The following is a 15700-nucleotide window of genomic DNA, read 5'->3' as shown; positions in this document are numbered from 1 at the left end:
TTCCCCTTAGGCATCAAAAAGTGCTCGACTTTTCTACTGTATCGTTACAGATTTTGTGACTTAGGGAGGAGCGGCTTTTCGATGCGGATGCGCTTACAGCGCGTTCAAAAAGCATCTATAAGCAGACGCAAATCGCGTGAGGGTAGCTTAGACCTATGGAAAACAAGGGAAATTTCGCGGGGGCGGCGACCGTCCAGCGCGAGCGTCCGACGCTGAAGACGATCGCCTTCATGACCGGTCTTGGCATCACCACCGTCTCGCGCGCCCTGAAGGACGCACCGGATATCGGCGCTGAAACCAAGGAGCGGGTGCGCATGGTGGCGCGCCAGCTCGGATACCAGCCAAACCGTGCCGGCGTACGCCTTCGCACCGGCAAGACTAACGTCATCGCCCTGGTTCTCTCGATCGATGAAGAGATCATGGGCTTTTCGAGCCAGATGGTCTTCGGCATCTCGGAAGTGTTGACCGGAACGCCCTACCACATCGTCGTCACGCCGCATTCCCACAGCCGCGATCCGATGGCGCCGGTGCGCTATATTCTCGACACCGGCTCGGCAGATGGCGTGATCATCTCGCGCATCGAGCCGGATGATGCACGCGTGCGCCTGCTCGCCGAGCAGAACATCCCCTTCGCGACCCACGGCCGCACCGATGCCGGCCTCGTTCATCCTTACCACGACTTCGACAACGAGGCCTTCGCCCACGAGGCCGTGAAGCGGCTGGTCGAGCGCGGACGCAAGCACATCGCGCTGCTTCAGCCGCCGAGCAAACTCACCTATTACACCCACACGCGGATCGGCTTCCAGACCGGCCTGCACGACTACGGCGCCGAGGAAGTGCCGCTCAGGGTCAACATCGATGCGCCGCTCGACGAGATCAGGAATGCCGTGGAGACGATGATGCGCTCGCCGGGCGCACCCGACGCGATCGTCTGTTCCGCCGGAAGTGCTGCCATCGCCGTCAACGCCGGGATCGAGGCCGCCGGCAAGCGCCTCGGCAAGGATGTCGACATGGTCTCAAAGGAATCCGCCCCGATCCTCAACTGGATCCGCCCCGAGATCATCACCGCTTACGAAGACGTCCGCCACGCCGGCCGCGAAATGGCCAAGGCCGTCATCGCCCGCATCGACGGCATCGAACCGGAACTGCTGCAAAGCGTCAGCAAACCGGTGTGGCCGGATGGGCGACGCCGAGCAGACTGGTAGCCTGACGGCAAGTCCGCCGGGATGGAAGGCACAAAACGGTTCTAGAACCGTTTTGCCGCCCCGACCCTGGCACCGGCCGATGTCTCACCGTCGCCCTCCACATTCAGGAGCAGGCTGGCATCGATCATCCACAGATCGACGGTCTGGATAGACAGGCCGGCCGTGAGCGACCCGAATGCGCCCGATCCATCCAAACCCGAGAATCCGGCTGTCAAGCCGAGCTTCGGCGTCAGCACCGAACCGCTTTCAACCGTAAACGACCGGGCAATCTCCGCCCCGAGGCTGAGACGGAACTGTTCTTCGTCGAAGCCATCGATCGCGATCATATCGCCGGCGCCGTTGCTGACGGCGTAATCCTCGATCTTTTCGGAGAAGTATACAGCCCGCAGCTTTGGCGTCAGGATGGTGTCGTCATCGATCGCCCATTGCCCCTCGATTGAGGTATCGGCCATCCAGCGCGTTGTATCGAACGTGCCGTCCCAGAAATCCGTATCGATGTCGTTGGACGATCCGCCATAAAGCAGGCTGGTGTTCCAGAACATGTTCTTGCCGATTTCGAAGGAGGCATACGGACCCGCCAGCCATCCGTTTCCGGTCAGCTCTGCATCGGCATCCGTCGGATCGGTCATACGGTCGTAATGCAGGGAGAAGCCGAGCAGCGCCTTGTCGGAGAGCAGGTAATCCGCTCCCAGGTTGATCATGGCGAAGCTTCCCCACTTTCCGTCATCGGTGGCGCTGTCCCTGTGTGTCAGAAATGCGCCGTCGATCCAGATGTTGAAAGGCGAAAGATCGGCATTTTTACCGTCCGCCGGCGTGCTGCCCGCCGCTTCCATCTGCGCCAGACTGGTCGAGAATCCGACCGTCAGTCCGTTCTCGGACGGCATCATGCGTGCGGTCACAGGATTGCTTTCCTGCCCCATCTGGCGGCGCTCAAGAAGACCCGGCACCTTGATGGTCGAGGAAATCATGTTCTGGCGGCTTTGGACGAAGTCGTGGACCAGATGGTCGATGCTTTCTGCGACCTGGCCTGCAGCGTAGTTGAGGTTATAGGTCACGGTACCGGTGTTCGAATTGCCGAGCGAACTGGTAAGCCGGAAGCCCACTCGAACCTGACCCGAATATGCAGGGTTCGGTGTGAACTGAAGGTACCAGCCGACAGGCGCGAACGATCCCGCTTGCGCCAATTGGCCCTGAATGATCGCCGTGCTGCCGGCATTGGCCGGTTCGACAAAGGTAATGTCAGCTGATGTAAACGGAGGCGGCGATAGTCTTGCTATACGCGATTCCGACTGTGCCCGTTGTCAATGCACCGGCAGCCGGCGCGAAAGTGAATGTCGGCGCCGTCACCGTGATGGTCACCGTTGCCGGTGAAGATGTGCCGGCAGAATTGGTCGCCGTATAGGTGAAGCTGTCAGTGCCCGAATAGCCGGCAAGAGGCGTATAGGTGACCGCTGTACCGGAAACCGTCGCCGTGCCACGCGTACCCGTCAAGTCGACAGCAACCGAAACAGGCGCGCCGCCGGTGATATCGAGCGTGATCGGATTGGCCGATGAATTCGCCGCCACCGTCGCCGAAACCCCGTTGGCGAAGGGAGCTTGGGCGCCGATGACAAGCGAATAGGATACCGTGCCCGTCGCGCCGTGTGTATCCGTTGCGGTGATGGTGAAGCTGGCGTTTTCGTCAGCTGTCGGCGTGCCGGAGATCGTGCCATCTGTGGCAAGCGACAGACCGGTAGGCAGCGAGCCGGCTGTGACGGCATAAGTATAGGAAATACCGCCACCCGAGGCGACGATCGTCGTGCTGTAAGCGGTTCCGGCCGTGCCTGCCGTCAACGCACCGGCAACCGGCGCGAAAGTAAACGTCGGCGCCGTCACCGTGATGCTGACCGTTGCCGGTGACGATGTGCCGGCGGGATTGGTCGCAGTATAGGTGAAGCTGTCGCCACCCGAATAGCCAGCAGCGGGTGTATAGGTGATTGCCGTGCCGGAAGCCGTCGCCGTGCCGTGGTCAGCCGCCGAGGCGACCGCAACCGAAGCAGGCGTGCCGCCGGTGATCGCGAGCGTGATCGGATTGGCGGACGAATTCGCCGCAACTGTCGCCGATGCCAAACCGGCGACCGGCTTGGTCAATGCGGCTGCCGGCGTGACGGCAGAGGTCGCAGCCGAAGCAGTCCCTGCCCCCATGCTGTTGCTTGCCGTCACCGTGAACGTGTAGGCCGTGCCGTTGCTCAGCCCGGTGACAGTGATAGGGCTCGCTGCCCCCGTCGCCGTCACATTGCCAGGGCTCGACGTTACCGTATAGCCGGTGATCGGCGTCCCGCCGTTGCTCGCCGGCGCAGTGAACGAAATCGTCGCCTGCTCGTCGCCCGCAGTCGCCGAACCGATCACCGGAGCGGTGGGAACAACGGCGCTGACTGAGAAGCTCTGGGAAACAGTAGGCGCAGCAAGATAGACGCCGTCGCCCGTCTGGTCGGCATCGATCGTGCAGGTCCCGGTCGAGATGAAGGTCAGCACCCCGCCGCTGGAGATCGTGCAGATACCGGCCGTCGAAGACGTGAACGTCACTGCCAGTGTCGAGGACGAACTCGCCGTGAGCGTCGGCGAAGTGTCGAAGTTCCGCGTGCCTGGATTGCTGAAAGTGATCGTCTGAGTGCCCTTCGGCGTCACCGAGTTGGACGCTGCGGACGCCACGCCCGCTCCAACGCTGTTGGTCGCCGTGACAGAGAAGTTATAGGACGTTCCATTGGCCAGACCCGAGACGCTGATCGGACTGGCGGAGCCGGTTGCGGTGATGTTGCCAGGGTTCGATGTGACGGTATAGCCAGTGATCGTTGCGCCACCATTCGACGCGGGGGCCGTGAAGGCAACCGAAGCTTGTTGATTGCCCGCCGTGGCGGTTCCAACCGTCGGCGCGCCGGGCACCTGTTGAACCGTATGCACGACACCGGAGGTGTAGCCGGCACCGGGAGCGTTGCCGGCGCCATCTTTGAGCGCCGCGCCGGACACCAGATCGAGACGAACAGTCCCAGAGCCAGACGTGACCCCGACGGTAACGGTAGCGTCTTGTCCGGAGGTTGTAACGCCGCTGATCGAAGAGACCACCGAGCCTGTTGTCGTCAGCTGAAATGCAGACGTGTCGACGCCTGTTACCGGTTCCGAGAACGCCACGGCAAACGTGAGCGTCCCTGCATTCGGCGCCGGGTTTCCGTTCAATGTTATCGAGGACACCGCCGGGGGCACGCCATCGACGAGAATACCGCTGGTGGACGCCACGCTGTTCAATGTCAGATCGGCGGTCATGCCACCATTCGTGATGGTGCCGCTGTTGAATGAAAGCGCGCTGATCGCGATGCCGCTCGGCGCCAGGTCTCCTGCGGCGACGAGATAGCGGAATTTCAAATCCGTTGTGCCGCTGCCCGAGGAGTAGCTTGCCTGCCGTGTCGCTGATCCGATCGTCAAACCCAGTTGCGGCGTTCCGGTGACGCTGACGGCGCTGCTGAATTCAACCGTAAACTCCAGAATGGCGCCAATCGCATAGCTGGCATTTGCCGGAACACCGACACCAGTAACTGTAGGGGATACGGCTGCAGAGGCGCATTGCACGGAAACCGTGAGACCGCCAGAAACCTCGCCGTTGGAGTAGACCAGATGCAGGCCGTCGCGCGTCAAGTCTGTACCGGAGACCGTGGTTGAGCTATTCCCTGAACTGTACTGCCCGTTTTGATAGTTAACGTACGAATTCGAGAAATCTGGATTTGCTGCGGTAAAATAATTGGTGAAGCTGGGTGCGCTATCTGAGATCGAGAATGATAATTGATCTGTCACCAGGAAGTCAGACGCCGGATACACCACGTCCCGAAGGCCATCATCTGTCGTGGAGGGAATATTGAAACTATTCCAGCTGGCATTGATCGCCTGACATGCAGGCGATTCAGCAAGCGCCTGCGTTGGCGCAACAGACAGGAACGCCAGCAAAAGCGCTGGGATGAGCAAAAACCGGGTCTGGGCGAGCGGCGGTGTCTTTACGGCACCCGCCAACGGCAAGCCCGCTGAGCTGAAAAGCCGAAGGGCTACGCCAGCAGAGCGCGAAAAAAATTTAAGAAGCGCAGTAAGAAAGCCAAGAATGGCCTGTAAAGCGATCGGCGCAGACCAGGAAACCCTGTGATCCTCAGGCGGTGATGAAGTATGTACGCGAGTGATTTGAAGCATATCGAAATTTGCTTCTTTGGCGCCCTCGGCGCACTCTGCACGTGAACGCATTTTTCCCCACAGGGCATCTGGATCCCCTTGAGGGAACGCATGCCGCAATCGCCTAAAATAAAATAAGTGCCGTCAATGCCGAAATTTTATACGAATCGATTAGTCGTTAGGAAAAATTAAACACATTTCGCGAGCAAAATCCGATAGATTTTCGCCGTTAAGTCGTAAATTTCATCATTTAAAGGTAACGTTGCAAGAAAGACGCAGAGTTGTATCCCCGAATGCAACCTCTCAACTGAGTTGCCAAGAAAGAGGGCGTACCGGACAATAAAAAAGCCCGGTCGAAACCGGGCTTTTCTCATTCGAGATGGACGTCCTCAGAAGGTCGCAGCACCGCTGCCCCATGGGCCGTGGTGAAAGTCCTTGCCGTCCAGGCGGTCGAAGCCGTGGGCGCCGAAGAAGTCGCGCTGGGCCTGGATCAGGTTGGCCGTGCCACGGCCCTGGCGGTAGGCGTCGAAATAGGTCAGTGCCGAGGTCAACGCCGGAACCGGCAGGCCGGCCTGAAGAGCGGCGGTGACGACGCGGCGAAGCGCCGGGATCGATTCCTTGACCATCTCCGAGAAGGCCGGCGTGACGATCAGGTTTGCCGCATCCGGCGCCTTGGTGAAGGCCGAGGTGATCTCGTCGAGGAACTGCGAGCGGATGATGCAGCCGTCGCGCCAGATCTTGGCAATCGTCGGCATCGGCAGCGACCACTTGAACTCGCGCGATGCTTCCGCCATCACGGCGAAGCCCTGTGCGTAAGCGCCGATCTTGGCAGCGAAGAGCGCCAGTTCCAGATCCTTGTCGAGTTCGGGACCATAGGCGATCGGGAACTTGTATTCCGGCTTGCCGAAGATCTTTTCAGCCGCCTCGCGCTCGCCCTTCATCGACGAGATCGAACGCGCAGCAACGGCCGCTTCGATCGCAGTCGCGGGAATACCCATGTTCTGCGCTTCGATCGCAGACCACTTGCCGGTGCCCTTCTGGCCGGCCTTGTCGAGGATCATGTCGACCATCGAGCCCTTGGAAATCGGGTCGGTGGCAGCAAGCACCTTTTCGGAAATCTCGATCAGGTAGGAATTCAGGCGGCCCTTGTTCCACTGGCCGAAGATCTTGCTGATATCGGCCGAGCTCTTGCCGAGACCGTCGCGGAAGATGCCGTAGATTTCGGCGATCATCTGCATGTCGGCATATTCGATGCCGTTATGGATCGTCTTGACGAAGTGGCCGGCGCCATCATTGCCGAGCCAGGCAACGCAGGGATCACCCTTGTACTTGGCGGCGATCGAGGTCAGCACCTTCTCGACGCGCTTCCAGCTATCTTCCGTGCCGCCGACCATGATCGACGGACCGTGACGCGCACCTTCCTCACCACCGGAGACACCCATGCCGATGAAGGTCAGGTCGGTGTCCTTGAGGCGGTCGAAGCGGGCGATCGTGTCGCGGAAGTTGGCGTTGCCGGCATCGATCATGATGTCGCCCTTGGAAAGGTAGGGGCGCAACAGCTCCATCTGCTGGTCAACCGGCTCGCCGGCCTTGATCATGATGATGATCGGGCGCGGCGGGCGGATCGCCTCGACGAATTCCTCGATCGTCTTGCACGGAACGATCTGCTTTTTCAGATCACCGGCGCTCTCGTAGAACTCGTCGGTTTTCTCGGGTGTGCGGTTGAAAACCGCAATCTTGTTGCCCTTTTCGGCAATGTTCAGCGCCAGGTTGGAACCCATGACGGCAAGGCCGATCAGTCCGATTTCTGCCTTTTCCACGACAATCCTCCGATGAGTCAAATTCGACCGGTGTTGTGGCACTCTAAGCCGGAAACGGCAAGTATCGAAGACGCCAAAATCGGCCCCTCCGGTGGACCCGATCGGCAAGGCGCGATATTGATCGATGGCAATCGCGCGCCATCTCGCATGGGACAGATCAGGCGCAGCCGCGCGCCGGGAGGACTTGATGACAACGATGACCGCAAGGATCGTCCACTGCTCGATCGATCGCGATTGGCAGGACGTCTACGCGTTTGCCGGCGAGCCGGAGAATATGCCGCTCTGGGCATCAGGCCTCGCCTCCGGCCTCGAAAGAGATGGCGACGACTGGATCGCGAAGGGCGTGCTCGGCACCGTCAGGGTCAGCTTCGTAACGGCCAACAAGTTCGGCATCATCGACCATACCGTGACGATCGAGAGCGGCATGCGCGTCTACAATGCGCTGCGCATCGTTCCCAATGGCGATGGCTGCGAAGTGATGTTCACCCTGCTGAAGCAGCCCGGCATGACGGACGAGCAGTTCGCTGCCGACGGCGCTCATGTCGAGAAGGATCTGCATGCGCTGAAGGCGCTGATGGAGAAATAGATGGCCAGTGATCAGACGGTGCTTCGCATCGATTATATCGAATTCAATGTCGCCGATATCGAGGCATCGAAAGCTTTCTATGGGGCGGCCTTCGGCTGGAGCTTCAAAGATTATGGCCCTGCCTATTGCGAATTCAGCGACGGCAGGCTGACGGGCGGTTTCACGACGCTGGACAAGCCCCGGCCGGGCGGCCCGCTGGTCATTCTCTATGCCAGCGATCTGGAAGCCGCTTTGGACGCAACCGGCAAAGCCGGCGGCTCGATCGTCAAGCCGATCACCGCCTTCCCGGGCGGGCGGCGCTTTCATTTCACCGATCCCGACGGCTACGAGCTCGCGGTCTGGAGCAAGGATTGAGCATGGCGGCGCAAACAACCAACCCGAAGGTCGATGCCTATTTCGCCCGCAAGGATAGCTGGCGCGAGGAAAGCGCCAGACTGAGAACGATCGTCCTCGATTGCGGCCTGACCGAAGAGCTGAAATGGGGCGAGCCGTGCTACACGGTTGGCAAGGCCAACATCGTCCTGATCCACGGCTTCAAGGACTACTGCGCATTGCTCTTCTTCAAGGGCGCCTTGATGAAGGACGAGGCCGGCATTCTCATCCAGCAGACGGACAACGTCCAGGCTGCCCGCCAGATCCGCTTTACCAGCGCCGAACAGATTTCCGGCATGGAAAACCTGCTGAAGTCCTACGTGCAGCAGGCGATCGAGGTCGAGAAAGCAGGGCTGAAGGTCGACTACAAGAAGACCACCGAGTTCACGGTGCCGGAAGAGTTTCAGACAAGGCTTGATGGCGACGCTGCCCTCAAAGCCGCGTTCACCGCCCTCACCCCAGGCCGCCAGCGCGCCTATCTGCTGCATTTCGCACAGCCGAAGCAATCGAAGACCCGCGAGTCCAGGATCGACAAGGCTATCCCGCAGATATTCGAGGGCAAGGGGCCGAACGATTAGCCATTCCCGGCGTGTCGCCACACAGGCAATGTGCCGGCCTAGACCCTTACCGTCTCAGGCGCCTTGACATTCTCCATCATGATCAGCGCCCCGATGACCCGCCCGCCGTTGTCGCGCAAGGGCGACATGCGGCAGCGCATCAGTTTCGCGCCCTCGCCGCTGGTGCGTTCGTAATTGTATTCCACCCGCTCCCCCGCGAAGCAGGCGTCGAAATGCGCCTTGGTTTTCTCGAAGCGCTCGGCGCCGATGAACTCGGCCACGTGCCGGCCGATCATGTCGATCGGCTTGCGGCCGAGATAGGCGCAGTTCGTCGGGTTGGAATAGAGGTAGCGGTAGTCGCGCGTCAGCACGGCAACGCGATCCGGCAGCGTCTCGAGAATAGCCGAGTTCAGGAAATTGCCGTTGTCCATGTTCGGGACATAGCCATCCGGCTTCGGCAACCGTTCCGCCGGTGCCGGAATCTGGCGCGGCTTGCCGGAATTGCCGAAATAGCGGTCCAGCAGATTTGAAAGCGTCGCCGCATAGCCCATCACGCTCGCGCAATCATCGGCATTCTGCTCCAGCAAACAGACGACGAATTGCAGCTGCATGTGAATTTCGACGATATTCGACGCCTGATACGTAACAATAGCGCCGATCAGCGCCTCGAACTCGCTATCAAGAGTTGAAACCTGATGATCGTCGCCCGCGCGGATCGCCGCATCGATTTGTGAGCAACGTGAAGAAAATGCCTGCAGAAGTTCCAGCAATATGCCCCCCAATCCCCTGACACATAGGGGAAACCAGCATATGTCAGTTTTCACGGCAGGTTTCGTCGATTCCCGATCTTCCCCAACCGGCTACTCGCCTTGGTGGCAAGCACTAACATGAACGCCGTTCACATTCAATGTGAACGGCGGTCATATTTTCACATACGAAATTTAGGGGTATAAGCTCTAGTTGAGCACGCTTTCCTTGATTTTCCACCGGTCGTGGTACCAGAGCCACTGCTCCGGATATTCCCGGACCCAGCTTTCGACCTTGTCGTTCAGCATCTGCGCCATTGCCGTCAGATCGAGATTTCCGGCTGAGTCGCGGGGGATTTCCAGCCGCGGCTCGATCTCCAGCCGATAGCGATTTCCCGGCAGGCGAATGCAGCGCGCCGGGTAGACCTCGCATCCGAACTGGCGCACGAGCTTGGGAACGAGAGGATTGGTCGTCGTATCGATGCCGAAGAAGCGTGTCTTCAGCCCCTTCTTGAACTTCTGATCGACGAGAACACCGACGCCCTGCCCCGCCTCTAGCTGGCGCGCCAGCGTGAAGGACGAACCGGCATGCGATGGTACGAGCTTCCCCATGCGCGCACTTCGGAAATCGAAGACCTTCTGCGCCACATAGGGATTGTTCGGCGGACGGAAGAGAACCGTCACATTGAGGCCAAAGGCGGCACCAGCCACCGGCAGCAGCTCGAAATTGCCGCTATGCGCGGTGAAGACGATGAACGGCCGCGGATTGTCGCGAAGATCGAGAAACAGCGGGATGCCTGTCACCTCGATCCGGCCGGGCTCAGATCGTTCCGGATCGAAGTCGAAAAGCCTGTCAAGGAAGACATACTCGGCGGCAAGCCGGCCCATATTGCCCCAGCTGCCAAGCGCGATCGCCTGGATCTCGTCTTCGCTCTTTTCGGGAAAGGCGTTGCGCAGATTGACGAGCATCAGCTTGTGGCGCCGCGTCCGCGGGCCGATCTTGCGGGTCAGCCAGTCGGCGAAGCGGATAGCACCATCAGCCGGAAATATCTTCAGGAAGTTCAGAAAACCGAACATCAGCTGGGCGATCAGCCACTGGCGGAAATGCTCGAGCTTCAGAACGATCCGGGTGATGAAAAGCTTCACACGCTCAATCCATCTTCAGGATGATCTTGCCGAAGATCTGACGCGATTCCATACGCTCCAGCGCCCGGTCGATATCGTCGAAGCCGACTTCGGTGTCGATGACCGGATGCACCAGGCCGCGGCCCATCTTCTGCATGGCGTCCGCCATGTTTTCCATGCGGCAGCCGAAGGAGCCGAGCAGCTTCAGCTGCTGCTGGAAGAGCATCATCAGGTTCATCTCGGTCGAAACGCCCGAGGTCGAGCCGCAGGTGACGAGACGGCCGCCGCGCTTCAGGCAGAACATCGAGGCGGCAAAAGTGTCCTTGCCGACATGTTCGAAGACGACATCGACGCCCTTTTTCTTGGTCAGCTTACGCACCACGCCTTCGAAACGGTCGGTGCGGTAGTTGATCACATGATCGGCACCCAGCGCCTTGGCCTTCTCGATCTTGTCGTCGGAACCGACGGTCGTGATGACGGTACAGCCGATCTTCTTGGCAAGCTGGATCGCCGCCGTGCCGATGCCGGAGCCGCCGGCATGGATGAGGATCGTTTCGCCGGGCTCGAGCTTGGCATTGTCGAACAGCATATGCTCGACGGTCCCGAAGGTCACCGGTGCCAGCGCCGCGCCGATGGCATCGACGCCTGGAGGCGCCGGAACGAGAAGGCGGGCCGGAAGATTGACCTTCTCCTGCGCAAAGCCATCGAGATGGAAGCCATGGACGCCGGAGACATGTTCGCAGAGATTGTCGCGGCCTTCGCGGCACGGACGGCAGAGGCCGCAGGTGCGCGCGCCATAGATCGACACGAGCTGGCCAGGCAGCACATTGGCAACGCCCGGGCCTATCGCCTCGACAACGCCGGAGGCCTCCGCCCCGATAACCAGCGGCATCTTGCGCTTGGCAAACGCCATCCCGCGCCAGCCCCAGACGTCGATATGATTGAGCGCCACCGCCTTGACGCGCAGCGTCACTTCCCCGGCAGAAGGGGCTTCCGGCTCCGGCAGGTCGGTGATCTCAAGCTTGCGGTCGTCGACCAGTTGCAAAGCGCGCATAGCAAAACCTCTCGCCTTTCAGGCGTTCTTATCTCTGAATTTTGTCGGCAACCGCTTAAGCCGGTTCGAGCGCCATGACAAGGCTGGCGTTCTGTCCGCCGAAGCCGAACGAGTTCGACAGCACGGCCGAAACCTGCTGATCGCGCTTCTTGTTCGGCACGACATCGAGCACGATGGCCGGATCAGGATTGTTGTAGTTGATTGTCGGCGGCAGCGTGCCCGTCAGCATCGTCTGGAACGAGAACACCGCTTCGACGGCGCCGGCCGCCGTCAGGGTATGACCGATCATCGACTTGTTCGAGGATAGCGGGATGGAGGCCATGCGTTCGCCGAAGACAGCAAGCATCGAGCCATATTCCATCTTGTCATTCTCGGGCGTCGAGGTGCCGTGGGCATTGATATAGCCGATGCCACTTTCATCCAGGCCAGCGTCAGCGAGCGCCGCACGGATCGTCGCAATCGCCGGGCCGCCATCGGGCGAGGAGCGCGTGCGGTGGAAGCTGTCGGCCTTCTCGCCGGCACCCTTCATGATGCCGAGGATCTTCGCGCCGCGGGCGATCGCCGATTCCAGCGATTCCAGCACCAGCGTTGCGGCACCTTCGGCGATGACGAAGCCGTCGCGATCCTTGCTGAACGGCTTGGAGGCCTTGGTCGGCGGATCGTTCTGGGTTGAAAGAGCCGACAGAAGCGAAAAGCGGATCAGCGCTTCGGCGCTCAGCGAACCGTCGGTGGCAACCGCAAGCGCCCGGTCCGTACGGCCCTGGCGGATCGCCTCGATGCCGAGCTGAATGGCGGTGGCGCCCGAAGCACAGGCCGTCGACAGCGTCACCGGCAGGCCGCGGGTGCCGAAGCGGTCGGAGAGGCGCTCCGAGATCGCACCGAAAAGTGCTGCCTCATGGAAGGCCGCATCCGGGCGCTGACGCATCGCCGTCAGAAACCGGTCATAGGCGTCTCCCGGATGATCGGAAGGCGGCGAACGGTCGGCGAGTTCGAAACGGGCACTCCATTCCGGCTCGATCGGTGGCGCTGCCAGAAACAGCGGACCATTGAAATCGCCTGAGATATCGGCATCGGCAAGCGCTTCGATCGTCGTCTCGCGGGCAAACGCATAGGAGCGCTCGACGGCGTTCGGTACGGGAATGTCGATGAAATCGACGGTCCCGGCGATCCGCGTCGACAGGCCATCGGTCGGAAAGCGGGTGATGTCGTGGATACCCGAGGTCCCCGATGTCAGCGCCGCCCAGTTATCCTTAAGGCCCTGGCCGAGCGAGGTGATGATGCCCATGCCGGTCACGGCGACAATCGGGCGGCCGAGATGATCCTTGTAAGCCTTGTCTGTCATTTGATCACTCCTCACGCTTCCGCGGAAAGAACGGCGACGCCCTCGCCGCGCTGGTGGCCGACTGTGGTGACGACGGCGGCATCGGCCGCAGCAATCATTGCTTTTTCATGAGCCGGATCGAAGGCCGGAACCTTGGCTTTCGCATCGACGGCAAGGGCTGCGAAGGCGAGACCCAGCGTGAACTGCGCTTCGAGCGCATGACCCGAAATACCGCCGAAACCGCGGATGGCAGCGCCCGGTAGCGTGTGCTCCAGCACGGCTTTTTCCCGCTCGGCGAGATCATGCATGCCGGTCGAACCGGAAAACATCGCCGTGCTCTCGGGCGCCAGCTTCGCAGCGGGCTCCAGCAGGCGCTCAAGGCGCTTTTCGAAATTCCCGGCATTGCGGTTGCCGCGGTCGCCTTCGATGGAGGTGATCGTAGCATAGATATGCGCGCCGCGAGCTTCCGCATGCTGGCGCGATTCCAGAACGAGAAACGCACCGGCCGAACCGGTAATCATCCCGCCGCCGTCCTTGTCCTTGCGCGACCAGAGCGGAGCCCAGTCGCCGCGCGTATGCGCGCCGATTGCTTCAGTGAGCAGGATCATGTCCTGGCGTTCGGCAGCGAAGGCGCCGCCGACGAGTGCATGCGAGGATTCACCCGACTTGATGCGGTAGAAGGCAGTCTCGACGGCCGAGATACCGGCCGCCTCTTCGCCCATGAAGGTACGCGAGGAACCGGTGACCTTGTGAACGATGGAGATATTGCCGGCCAGCAGATTGGACAGCTGCGCTAGAAACAGCGTCGGGCGAAGCTCGGTGGTCAGCTTCTCGTTCAGCAGCAATTCCCGGTCGTTGCGCTTCAGGCCCTCGTCGACGATCAGCGTATCGACATTGATGTCGCGCTCACCGCCACCGGCCGCAACGATCATGTCCATCGTACCGCAGGCTTCGGCATCATCCTTGAGGCCTGCATCGTCGAGCGCCAGACCGGCGGCAAAGACGCCGATGCGCTGCCAGTTCTCCATCTGGCGCTGGTCGCCACGCTTGGCGATCTGCTGCGACCAGTCGATCTCGGGTAGCGGATGCACCGGATATGGCTTGAACTTGTCGGTCTCGACGATCGCCTTCGGCGCCTCGCCTGCCGTCAGCAGTGCCAGATGCGCGTCCTTGCCGACGCCCTGACAGGTGACGATGCCGATGCCGGAGATAACGACGTCATTCGGAGACTTGCCCATCACTTCACTCCCTGCGCCGCGATCGCGTCCATCAGGCCGACTTCGCTTGCGCGCTTCTTGACGATATCGCCGAGCGGAATTTCGCTGAACGGCATGGTGCGCAGCTTCAGCTGCGCGTCGCAGACCTTCTTGCCGCCACTGGTGATCTTGGCTTTGGTAACCGCGAAGCCCGAACCGTCATGTTCGAGAAAGGCTTCGATGTCGAGCACGGCTTCGGGCTCGACGAAGGTGCGCATCTTGGCGCCATCGACCGACATCAGGAACGGCATGGCAGCGAAATCGGTCGCGGCGAGCACCAGCATGCCGGAGGCCTGCGCCATGGTTTCGATCAGAAGCACGCCCGGAACGAGCGGCATGCCTGGAAAATGCCCCTCGAAGACAGGGCTCTTGGCGGGCACTACGGAACGCGCCTTGAGCACGCCCTTTTCAAGATCGACCGTCTCGATGCGGTCGATCATCTGGAAATATTCCAGTAGCATCGGATCCTCCGGCCCGGCAGATCAGAAGCGCCGGTTACGCCTAGTTAGGAACAAAACCGCCCGGCCGCTACGGTTTGCAGAGGCAGGGCGGATAAAAAAGATGGCGGTGTCGCTCAGGCCTTGGCGGCGCGCAGCTCGTCGATCTTGGCACAGAGGTTCTTGAGCACGAAGTATTCTTCGGTCGTCACCTTGCCTTCGTTGACCTCCTGCGTCCACTTCTCGAGCGGGATCTTGATGCCGAATTCCTTGTCGATCGCGAAGACGATATCGAGGAAGTCGAGGCTGTCGATACCGAGGTCGTCGATCGTATGGCTTTCCGGCGTGATCGTTTCGCGATCGATTTCGCTGGTTTCAGCAATGATGTCGGCAACTTTATCGAATGTAGCGGTCACGCGCTTACCTCTTTGAATAACGGATTTATCCCCCTCATAGGCAAATCCATTTCAAAAGCCAATGCTTTCGAGCGCGCTGCCCTCAAAATTGGGTGGGAACTGTTGCCGAAACAGCAATGCGCAAAAGGCCCGGAAACATGATCTCCGGGCCGTATATGCGATTGGAAAGCCGGTCAGCGGGTGATGACGACCCGGGTATTGGCAAGCCCCACCTGCTTTGCCATCGAGAAGAATTGCGCGGCATTGTTGGGATGAAGGCGCACGCAGCCGTGCGATGCAGGCATTCCGAGCCGCTTGAGGTCATATGTGGCGTGAACCGCATATCCGCCGTTGAAGAATACGGCGTAAGGCATCGGCGCATTGTCATATTTGCGCGAGCGGTGATTGAGCGACAGCCACTTGGCGCTCCACGAGCCCGTCGGCGTCACATAGCCGCGCCGTGCAGTCGATACCTTCCAGCGGTATTTGACGAAACCGTTCTCCGTCACCGTCACCGTCATCGTCTGCGCGTCGAGACTGACCCGGGCGACGAGATTGGCCGCGCTGGCGGCAACCGGAGAAAGCTGCAGCAACAGACAAGCGGCAGCCGCCGCCAGAAACGTCTTCATGACTATCCC

General features: G+C 60.5%; 15 protein-coding genes. 4 read left to right on the top strand and 11 right to left on the bottom strand.

Annotation, left to right across the window (positions count from 1 at the left end; genetic code table 11):
* The first annotated feature begins 155 nt into the window (after positions 1-155).
* Positions 156-1205, top strand: a complete 1050-nt coding sequence (locus tag AC1DV9_RS05660) for a LacI family transcriptional regulator (RefSeq protein ID WP_112387124.1) — start codon at positions 156-158, stop codon at positions 1203-1205.
* 41 nt (positions 1206-1246) lie between these two features.
* Here AC1DV9_RS05660 and AC1DV9_RS05655 read toward each other — a convergent pair whose 3' ends face one another.
* The 3 genes from AC1DV9_RS05655 to gndA all read right to left on the bottom strand — a co-directional run bounded on the left by AC1DV9_RS05655 (position 1247) and on the right by gndA (position 7213).
* Entirely contained in the window at positions 1247-2308 is a 1062-nt protein-coding gene (locus AC1DV9_RS05655) for an autotransporter outer membrane beta-barrel domain-containing protein (RefSeq protein ID WP_477946629.1), read from the bottom strand.
* A gap of 136 nt (positions 2309-2444) precedes the next feature.
* Positions 2445-4874, bottom strand: a complete 2430-nt coding sequence (locus AC1DV9_RS05650; protein ID WP_477946627.1) for a beta strand repeat-containing protein — start codon at positions 4872-4874, stop codon at positions 2445-2447.
* A gap of 908 nt (positions 4875-5782) precedes the next feature.
* Positions 5783-7213: an NADP-dependent phosphogluconate dehydrogenase gene (gene gndA / locus AC1DV9_RS05645; RefSeq protein ID WP_477946626.1), complete on the bottom strand. Its 1431-nt coding sequence runs from the start codon at positions 7211-7213 to the stop codon at positions 5783-5785.
* A 187-nt stretch (positions 7214-7400) separates the two neighbouring features.
* Between gndA and AC1DV9_RS05640 the strand changes: the two genes are divergently transcribed.
* From AC1DV9_RS05640 to AC1DV9_RS05630, 3 genes are read left to right on the top strand one after another with little or no spacing between them, the layout of a single operon-like run.
* Complete coding sequence (locus tag AC1DV9_RS05640) at positions 7401-7799, top strand: SRPBCC family protein (protein ID WP_477946624.1); 399 nt, start codon at positions 7401-7403, stop codon at positions 7797-7799.
* Positions 7800-8153: a VOC family protein gene (locus AC1DV9_RS05635; protein ID WP_477946622.1), complete on the top strand. Its 354-nt coding sequence runs from the start codon at positions 7800-7802 to the stop codon at positions 8151-8153.
* 2 nt (positions 8154-8155) lie between these two features.
* On the top strand, positions 8156-8749 hold the full coding sequence (locus AC1DV9_RS05630; RefSeq protein WP_477946620.1) for a YdeI/OmpD-associated family protein: 594 nt from the start codon (positions 8156-8158) through the stop codon (positions 8747-8749).
* A 38-nt stretch (positions 8750-8787) separates the two neighbouring features.
* On the opposite strand, the gene AC1DV9_RS05625 is transcribed toward AC1DV9_RS05630, so the two are convergent.
* From AC1DV9_RS05625 to AC1DV9_RS05590, 8 genes are all read right to left on the bottom strand, one after another.
* Complete coding sequence (locus AC1DV9_RS05625; RefSeq protein ID WP_477946618.1) at positions 8788-9498, bottom strand: PAS domain-containing protein; 711 nt, start codon at positions 9496-9498, stop codon at positions 8788-8790.
* A 186-nt stretch (positions 9499-9684) separates the two neighbouring features.
* Positions 9685-10620 (bottom strand): lipid A biosynthesis lauroyl acyltransferase, encoded by a 936-nt coding sequence (locus AC1DV9_RS05620; protein ID WP_477946617.1) that lies wholly within the window; start codon positions 10618-10620, stop codon positions 9685-9687.
* A 4-nt stretch (positions 10621-10624) separates the two neighbouring features.
* Positions 10625-11653, bottom strand: coding sequence for a zinc-binding dehydrogenase (locus tag AC1DV9_RS05615; protein ID WP_112516000.1), 1029 nt, complete (start codon positions 11651-11653; stop codon positions 10625-10627).
* Between the two features lie 55 nt (positions 11654-11708).
* The gene (locus AC1DV9_RS05610) at positions 11709-12995 is read right to left on the bottom strand and encodes a beta-ketoacyl-ACP synthase (RefSeq protein ID WP_477946616.1); all 1287 of its coding nucleotides are present in this window, start codon (positions 12993-12995) and stop codon (positions 11709-11711) included.
* A gap of 11 nt (positions 12996-13006) precedes the next feature.
* Positions 13007-14212: a beta-ketoacyl-ACP synthase gene (locus AC1DV9_RS05605; protein WP_477946615.1), complete on the bottom strand. Its 1206-nt coding sequence runs from the start codon at positions 14210-14212 to the stop codon at positions 13007-13009.
* Entirely contained in the window at positions 14212-14691 is a 480-nt protein-coding gene (locus AC1DV9_RS05600; protein ID WP_477946613.1) for a 3-hydroxyacyl-ACP dehydratase FabZ family protein, read from the bottom strand. Before AC1DV9_RS05600 ends, AC1DV9_RS05605 begins: the two co-directional genes overlap by 1 nt.
* Before the next feature lie 113 nt (positions 14692-14804).
* Entirely contained in the window at positions 14805-15083 is a 279-nt protein-coding gene (locus tag AC1DV9_RS05595; protein WP_112387112.1) for an acyl carrier protein, read from the bottom strand.
* A 173-nt stretch (positions 15084-15256) separates the two neighbouring features.
* Positions 15257-15691, bottom strand: coding sequence for a L,D-transpeptidase (locus AC1DV9_RS05590; RefSeq protein ID WP_477946612.1), 435 nt, complete (start codon positions 15689-15691; stop codon positions 15257-15259).
* Positions 15692-15700 lie beyond the last annotated feature (9 nt).

Source organism: Rhizobium sp. 01L410 (genome assembly GCF_056400165.1).
This window is presented reverse-complemented; position numbering and strand designations above follow the sequence as displayed.